The sequence below is a fragment of the Pseudolysinimonas sp. genome (genome assembly GCF_031389465.1).
In the GTDB taxonomy this organism is placed as follows: Bacteria; Actinomycetota; Actinomycetes; order Actinomycetales; family Microbacteriaceae; genus Pseudolysinimonas_A.
Genome location: NZ_JANMSQ010000201.1, coordinates 1 through 6601, shown reverse-complemented (window position 1 = coordinate 6601; position 6601 = coordinate 1). Strand labels below are relative to the sequence as shown.

Below are 6601 nucleotides of genomic sequence, written 5' to 3'. Positions count from 1 at the left end.
GGGCTGGTGCCGTCGTCGGGACTGGTGCCGTCGACGTCGCGGGCTCCCGCGTGCGAACGAGCGACGCCGAGTCGACGCGGTAGGTGCGACCTGACCCCGAGGTCACGACTTCGAGGCGGAACCCGGTGTGTGCGCTCTTCGCGGTCAAAGTGACCGACACCTTGAGCCAGCCCGACGAGGAGGCTGTGAAGTTCACTGACCCCACCTCCGTGCCCGTGCCGCCGACGGTACGCAACCGCACTGTCCCCGTCGCCGTGCCGTCGGCGCGAAGCCAGACGGTGAAGGCGTGAGTCGATCCGGCGGCGACCGTCGTCGCGACGGTCTGCACGATCGTGCGGCCGGAGGCGCCCGGCACGAGTAGCGACCGGACTCCACCGCGTGCGCTCGAGTTCGGGCCGCTGACGGTGCCCGAGGGCGCCGACCACGAGCCGAGCCCGCTCTCGAAAGAGGGCGAGCTCAGGGCGATCGCCACGCCGGCCGGAGCCGCGGGTTCGGCCGCAGGAGATGGTGCAGGTGTGGCGGTCGGGGCCGGTGTCGGGCGGCTCGACGCCGTGGGAGTCGGAGCGGGCTGTGCGGGAGCGGGAGCGGGTTGTGCGACGCCGGGGTACTTCGCGAACACCTGCGACCAATAGCGACGGCCGTCCTGCTCGAAGTAGCCGATGCCGATCGACGTGTAGTCGTTCACGAGGTTCGAGTAGTGACTGGGTGACGCCTTCCAGGCGGGAACGACCTGCGTATAGCTGTAGCCCTTCGCGACGTTCTCGCCCGCTCGCTGCCAGCCGGGCGGGATCTGCGTCGAGTAGTTCGGGTTGTGACTCATTGCGCCGTTCTCCCACTGCTGGCGCGCCCATGCGGCGGCCACTCGGTCGAGATCGGCGTTGCGCACAAGGCCCGGCAGGCCAGCTTCCGAGCGAACGGCGTTGGTGTCGTCCACGACGCGTTGCATCATCTGGGCGAGGGTCGGGACCCCGGTCGCGGCCTGCGAGGCAGGCGGGGCGAGGAGAGCGAGAATGGTCGCGATCGCGGTGATGGCGACGGCGACGAGGATGCGGGCACGCGACGGCGTGTCCGTCCGAGTGACGGATGACATGATGTGCGACTCCGAAGTCGAGCTACCGAACAGCGCGACTCGGATCCGAGACTGGCTTTAGTCATCGGACGAGGCGGGGTCCGCGCACCCGAGGCTCGGAAGTGAACCTCGTTACCCTGACGCTATGTGCCCTGACGCCGGGAAGTCTCCCCCCAACAGTGGTGCCCCTCACAGTGGTGCCAAACCTGAGGATGTTCGGACGCCGTAAAGCTCGCCTGGGCAGCACGAAGCCGGAGTCGTCGATGCGTTTGGGGCCCGACGACTCCGGCTGCGTACTTCGCTACCGGGCTACCGAATCGTGGTCACGACCGGGTGGTTGCGGCGGTAGCTCTCCCGCACCAGATATGTACCCGCTGCCAGCAGTGCGAGGATGACCGCAATCAGCGTCGCGATCCCGATGCCGGTGTAGGCAAGGCTTCCGCCGAGGCCGCCGCCGCTGAGGCCGCCGCCGTCGGGAGACGTCACGGTCTCTCCGCCGGTGTCGCAGCCGCCGGGATCGGTGCAATCGGGATCGACGACGGTGGTCACGTTCGGACCCACCGTCGCTTGCGCCAGGTTGAGTGTCGCGAGCTCCTCACCGAATGCCGAGACCCGGATGGCGGTCTCGGTGAACTCGCCGCCGCCGCCTGTCGAAGTCAGCTCTTGCACGTTTGCTTTCACCGACAGCGCGTCTCTCAGCGCCTCGCCGACAGTTCCGACCCCCGACCCGAGCAGAGCATCGGTTGCGGGGTGCACCAGGTTCGTCTCGAGTGCGTCGACGAGGTCCTGCACCGCGCCGTCACCGTCGAATAGACCGTCGAGCAACGAACCGCCCAGGTCGCCCAGCAGGACGTCGAGGTCGAGATCGGTGTCGATGCCGAGGATGTCGACATCCGCCACCGCGGTCGCCGCGGTTCCGTAGAGCAGTTCGTCGACCGTCGCCTCGATGTCGAGCACGACGCTCGTAGTGAGCGGCGCGACCGGCGTGGACGTCGGGTTGCAGACGTTGTCCTGAACCGTCTGGTTGACGAAGCCGGTGATCCGCTGGATCACACCATTGACGAGCACGAAGTCGCCGATGTCGTCGGCCAAGCTGTCCGTCAGACTTCCGATCGCACCGGTGTTGAGCAGTGTGCTGACGTCGCCGAGCAACCCGTTGGTGATGAGCTCCAGGCTCGTCGCGTTTCGCAGCACCGGAGTGGTGAGCACGCGGTTCACCAGCTGGCACACCTCCCGCGCGATCGGCGCCTGCGCGACGTTCGTCGACAGGTCGGCGTGGATGTCGACCGTCGCGTCGTGAAGCGCCTCGTCAACCTCCTCGACTACCTGGTCGGCGATGGTCGCGACGGTGGTGGCGATCCCTTCGAGAATCTGGTTGACGACGGTGTCAGAGAGCAGCTCCGTACCGGGGGCCAGATCGTTGAGGTCTCCACCGAGCAGCGCCTCGAGGTCGACATGCACTTCGCCGGTTTCCAGATCGAACGAAACCGCGCCGTTGCCGTACTCCTTCTTGAGGATCTCGTGAACGACGTCCTCGAGGTTGCCTGCGTCGATCGTCACCGACACGTCGGCGTTTCCGCCGAGGAGGTTCAACGCCGGGTCGACTTGGATGAGTAGTCCATTGACGTCGTTGACCAACGCACCGTTACCGCCGATCAGCTCACCGATGGCATCCACGACCTCTTCGAGCGCCGAGTCCACCTTTGGGGTGAGGTCCGCGATGGCAGGGCTCGAGAAGGTGAGCACCGCATCCGCGATCTGGTAGTCACCCGACGCCGTGTCGAGGTCGGCCCGAGCCAATGCGGAGAGCGCGCCGAGCTCGAGCTTCAGGTCGGCCAGGGTCGAGGCGAACTCGTTGCCGAGCAGAACCTGAAGGTCGAGTGTCGCGTTCGCCGGCGGAGTGCTCTGGTGATCGCCGAAGCCGATCGCGCCGTCATCGGCGATCGCACCGCTGGCACCCAACGAGGTGCCGTCGTCGTTCGCCTCGGCGTACTGGGCGGCTGGGCCGATCTGAACGCCGTCGAGTTCGACCTGCGGCGACTCGGCCTCTTCGATGACGTAGCTGCCATCGAGAACGTCCGCGTCGAGCGGGTCCTTTTCGACCTGCGTGGCTTGCGTGCCATCGTTCGAGGCCTCCGCAGCACCGAGCGAGACGATCTGATCGAGATCGAACCCGGCAACGGTTCCGGAGAGGAACTGCCCCTTCGCGTAGGACTCCGGTAGCTCGTCCGCCGAGGTGGCGAGTGGGGCGGCGAGGGCGAAAGCCCCGCCGAGGACGAATGCGGTGACGGTGGCGACAATGCGCTTGGCCGTTCCGTGATTGTTCCGAGCTGCCGATCCCCCTAGAGGAGTCGCCACGCGCGGGTGTGCAGTGGTGAACACGTCTCTTGCCTTCCTGGTCCGATACGGACGAGGAGGCTGCGGTCAGGATGTGCCTCGGCGTAGCCACGGCCCATGGGGCCGTCCGGGAGAGCTTCGGCTTCGGCGTTCGACGACTTCTTCGTTGAAACCTGATCACAGTCTCGTACGCCTGTATGCAGTTGTGGTGTCTCTGGTTGTGATGCGGCGGGGCTGGTTGGGTCCCCGTCACTAGAAGAGACCGTCTACCCCCGGGGCTATGACGCGGGTTCACGAGCGGATTTGCAGATGACGTACACTGATTCGGTTGGCTGAAAACGCCAAGCTTCGTCGTGCCCGCGCTCCGGAAGTCGCGGATGGGGGTACGCACCGAGGGCGGTGGCTCAATTGGTAGAGCAGCGGTCTCCAAAACCGCAGGTTGCAGGTTCGAGTCCTGTCCGCCCTGCGAATCTCAGGGCAACCCAGGGCATCAAATCGGCCCTGGGATCGATGAAAGGTTGGATGTTGTGGCACGCAAGGTGATCGACGAGCCGAGCGAGGATCTCGTCGCGAATGCCAAGCGGGATCGCGCCGAGCGGCGGGGACCGTTCGCGCGGATCGCCCTCTTCATCCGTCAGGTCTTCACCGAGCTCTCCAAGGTGGTGCGCCCGACCCGGCGCGAACTCCTCAGCTACACGGGTGTTGTGATCGTGTTCGTCGTCATCATGATGGCGATCGTCTACGGTCTCGACTTCGTGTTCGGCTGGGCGGTGGCCTGGGTGTTCGGTGACGGCGCCGCGTTCATCCCCTGAGCCCGCGAAAGCCCGCACCGCTCGTGACCCTGTGGCAACTGCAGGCTGAGCCTCCGCAGTACAGAGAAGGAATCTGAAACCGTGTCTGAAGAAGAGCGCCGCGACATCGACCTCGCGACGGCCGCCGAGCAGTCCTCCGAAGAGGACGAGGCTCAGGAGGGCAACGTCCTCGACCAGGATGTGCACTCCGTCGACGCCGCCGAGCATGTCGCGATCCACGTGATCGACGACGTGAACGACGACGAGGAGTCGGTCGAAGCGGGCCTCGAGCAGATGCTCGACGCCCTCGACGCCGCCAACGACCCCGAAGCCGACGCGATCGTCGACGACGCACTCGACATCGACTCCGTCGAAGAAGCCGACGCCGCATTGGCCGCGGCGACCGATGAGGAGACCATCGAGGCCGAAGAAGAGGCCGCGGTCGACCCGTATGAGGAGTTCCGTGGTGAACTGCGCGGCAAGCCGGGTAAGTGGTACGTCATCCACTCCTACGCCGGCTTCGAGAAGCGTGTGAAGCAGAACATCGAGAGCCGCAAGATCTCGATGGCGATGGAAGACCATGTCTTCGAGGTACAGGTCCCGATGGAAGACGTCGTCGAGATCAAGAACGGCCAGCGCAAACTGGTCACCCGCGTGCGCATCCCCGGCTACGTGCTCGTGCGCATGGAACTCAACGAAGACTCCTGGTCGGTCGTGCGGCACACCCCCGGAGTCACCGGCTTCGTGGGCAACTCCCACAATCCCACCCCGCTGCGTTTCGAAGAGGCCTTCAACATGCTGAAGAGCCTCGTGCAGGTCGTCGAAGCGCCTTCGAAGGGCGCCGTGGGCGGCAAGGGCGGCGGCAAGGGTGCAACGGCTCGCGTCATCCCCGCCGAAATCGACTTCGAGGTCGGCGAGACGATCACGATCAAGGAAGGCTCGTTCGCGGGTCTGCCCGGCACGATCAGCGAGATCAAGCCCGAGAGCGGCAAACTCACCGTGCTCGTCTCGCTCTTCGAGCGCGAGACCCCGGTCGAGCTCTCCTTCGACCAGGTCACCAAACTGTAGGTACTCGTAGCGCCCAGATGGATCTAGGCGCGATCGGACCCAGATCGAGGTGGGTCCATCTGCGCCCAGATGGATCTATGGCGGGATTCCGCCGGGGAGGGTATCCTCGGGAGGTTGCCTTCGGGCAGCATCACCGCATCCGGGAACAGCCCGGATGTCGGGAGCGCGTCCACGTGACGCACGACAAGAAAGAAGCACATGGCTAAGTCAAAGAAGGTGACCGGCCTGATCAAGCTCCAGATCAACGCCGGCGCCGCGAACCCCGCCCCGCCCATCGGCCCGGCACTGGGTCAGCACGGCGTGAACATCATGGAGTTCTGCAAGGCGTACAACGAGGCGACCGAGTCGCAGCGCGGCAACGTCATCCCGGTCGAGATCACCGTCTACGAGGACCGTTCGTTCACGTTCATCCTCAAGACCCCGCCGGCCGCGGAACTCATCAAGAAGGCCGCCGGCGTGCAGAAGGGGTCTCCGACCCCGCACACGGTCAAGGTCGCCAAGCTCACCCGTGACCAGGTTCGCTCGATCGCCGAGCAGAAGCAGGCCGACCTCAACGCCAACGACGTCGAGGCAGCCATGAAGATCATCGCCGGCACCGCCCGGTCGATGGGGATCACGGTGGAGGCGTAATCATGGGCAAGAATTCCAAGACCTACCGCGCCGCCGTCGAGAAGATCGAGGCTGGCAAGTTCTACGGTCCGAACGAGGCTGTCGCAGTCGCCCGCGAGACCGGGTCGAAGAAGTTCGACTCGACCGTCGAGGTTGCGCTGAAGCTCGGGGTCGACCCGCGCAAGGCCGACCAGATGGTGCGTGGCACCGTCATCCTCCCGCACGGCACCGGCAAGACCGCCCGCGTCATCGTATTCGCGACCGGTCCCGCCGCTGAGGCAGCGCTCGCCGCGGGTGCTGACGAGGTGGGGGGCAACGAGCTGATCGAGAAGGTCGCGGCGGGATACACCGCATTCGACTCCGCCGTTTCGACGCCCGAGCTCATGGGCCAGGTCGGTCGTCTCGGCAAGGTGCTCGGCCCGCGTGGCCTCATGCCCAACCCGAAGACCGGCACGGTGACCCCGAACCCCGCGAAAGCGGTCGAGGACATCAAGGGCGGCAAGATCGAGTTCCGCGTCGACCGTCACGCCAACCTGAACTTCATCGTCGGCAAGGCGTCCTTCACCGATGCCCAGCTCACGGAGAACTACTTCGCCGCCATCGACGAGGTCCTGCGGCTCAAGCCGAGCGCCTCGAAGGGTCGCTACATGAAGAAGATCACCGTCGCTTCGACGATGAGCCCGGGAGTCCCGGTCGATCCGACCAAGGTCAAGCCCGCCACTGAGTG

6 protein-coding genes and 1 tRNA gene are annotated in these 6601 nt (G+C 65.7%); 5 read left to right on the top strand and 2 right to left on the bottom strand.

Annotated elements, in window-relative coordinates; genetic code table 11:
* Both RMO30_RS08040 and RMO30_RS08035 read right to left on the bottom strand, forming a co-directional pair.
* Positions 1-1090: CAP domain-containing protein (locus RMO30_RS08040; protein ID WP_309711722.1), on the bottom strand; the 1090-nt coding region annotated here is incomplete at its 3' end.
* Positions 1091-1378: 288 nt separating this feature from the next.
* Entirely contained in the window at positions 1379-3451 is a 2073-nt protein-coding gene (locus RMO30_RS08035; RefSeq protein ID WP_309711719.1) for a choice-of-anchor G family protein, read from the bottom strand.
* A 348-nt stretch (positions 3452-3799) separates the two neighbouring features.
* Between RMO30_RS08035 and RMO30_RS08030 the strand changes: the two genes are divergently transcribed.
* The 5 genes from RMO30_RS08030 to rplA all read left to right on the top strand — a co-directional run.
* Positions 3800-3872 (top strand) — tRNA-Trp (locus RMO30_RS08030).
* A gap of 61 nt (positions 3873-3933) precedes the next feature.
* Entirely contained in the window at positions 3934-4218 is a 285-nt protein-coding gene (gene secE, locus RMO30_RS08025) for a preprotein translocase subunit SecE (RefSeq protein ID WP_309711716.1), read from the top strand.
* Between the two features lie 81 nt (positions 4219-4299).
* Positions 4300-5265, top strand: a complete 966-nt coding sequence (locus tag RMO30_RS08020) for a transcription termination/antitermination NusG family protein (RefSeq protein WP_309711713.1) — start codon at positions 4300-4302, stop codon at positions 5263-5265.
* Positions 5266-5463: 198 nt separating this feature from the next.
* The gene (rplK, locus tag RMO30_RS08015; RefSeq protein ID WP_309711710.1) at positions 5464-5895 is read left to right on the top strand and encodes a 50S ribosomal protein L11; all 432 of its coding nucleotides are present in this window, start codon (positions 5464-5466) and stop codon (positions 5893-5895) included.
* Between the two features lie 2 nt (positions 5896-5897).
* Positions 5898-6601, top strand: a 704-nt coding sequence (rplA, locus tag RMO30_RS08010) for a 50S ribosomal protein L1 (protein WP_309711707.1), incomplete at its 3' end; no start/stop codon positions are given.

What these genes read in the sequence shown, in the direction of transcription:
- rplK (WP_309711710.1), top strand. Translation starts at nt 5,464, where the DNA reads ATGGCTAAGTCAAAGAAGGTGACCGGCCTGATCAAGCTCCAGATCAAC.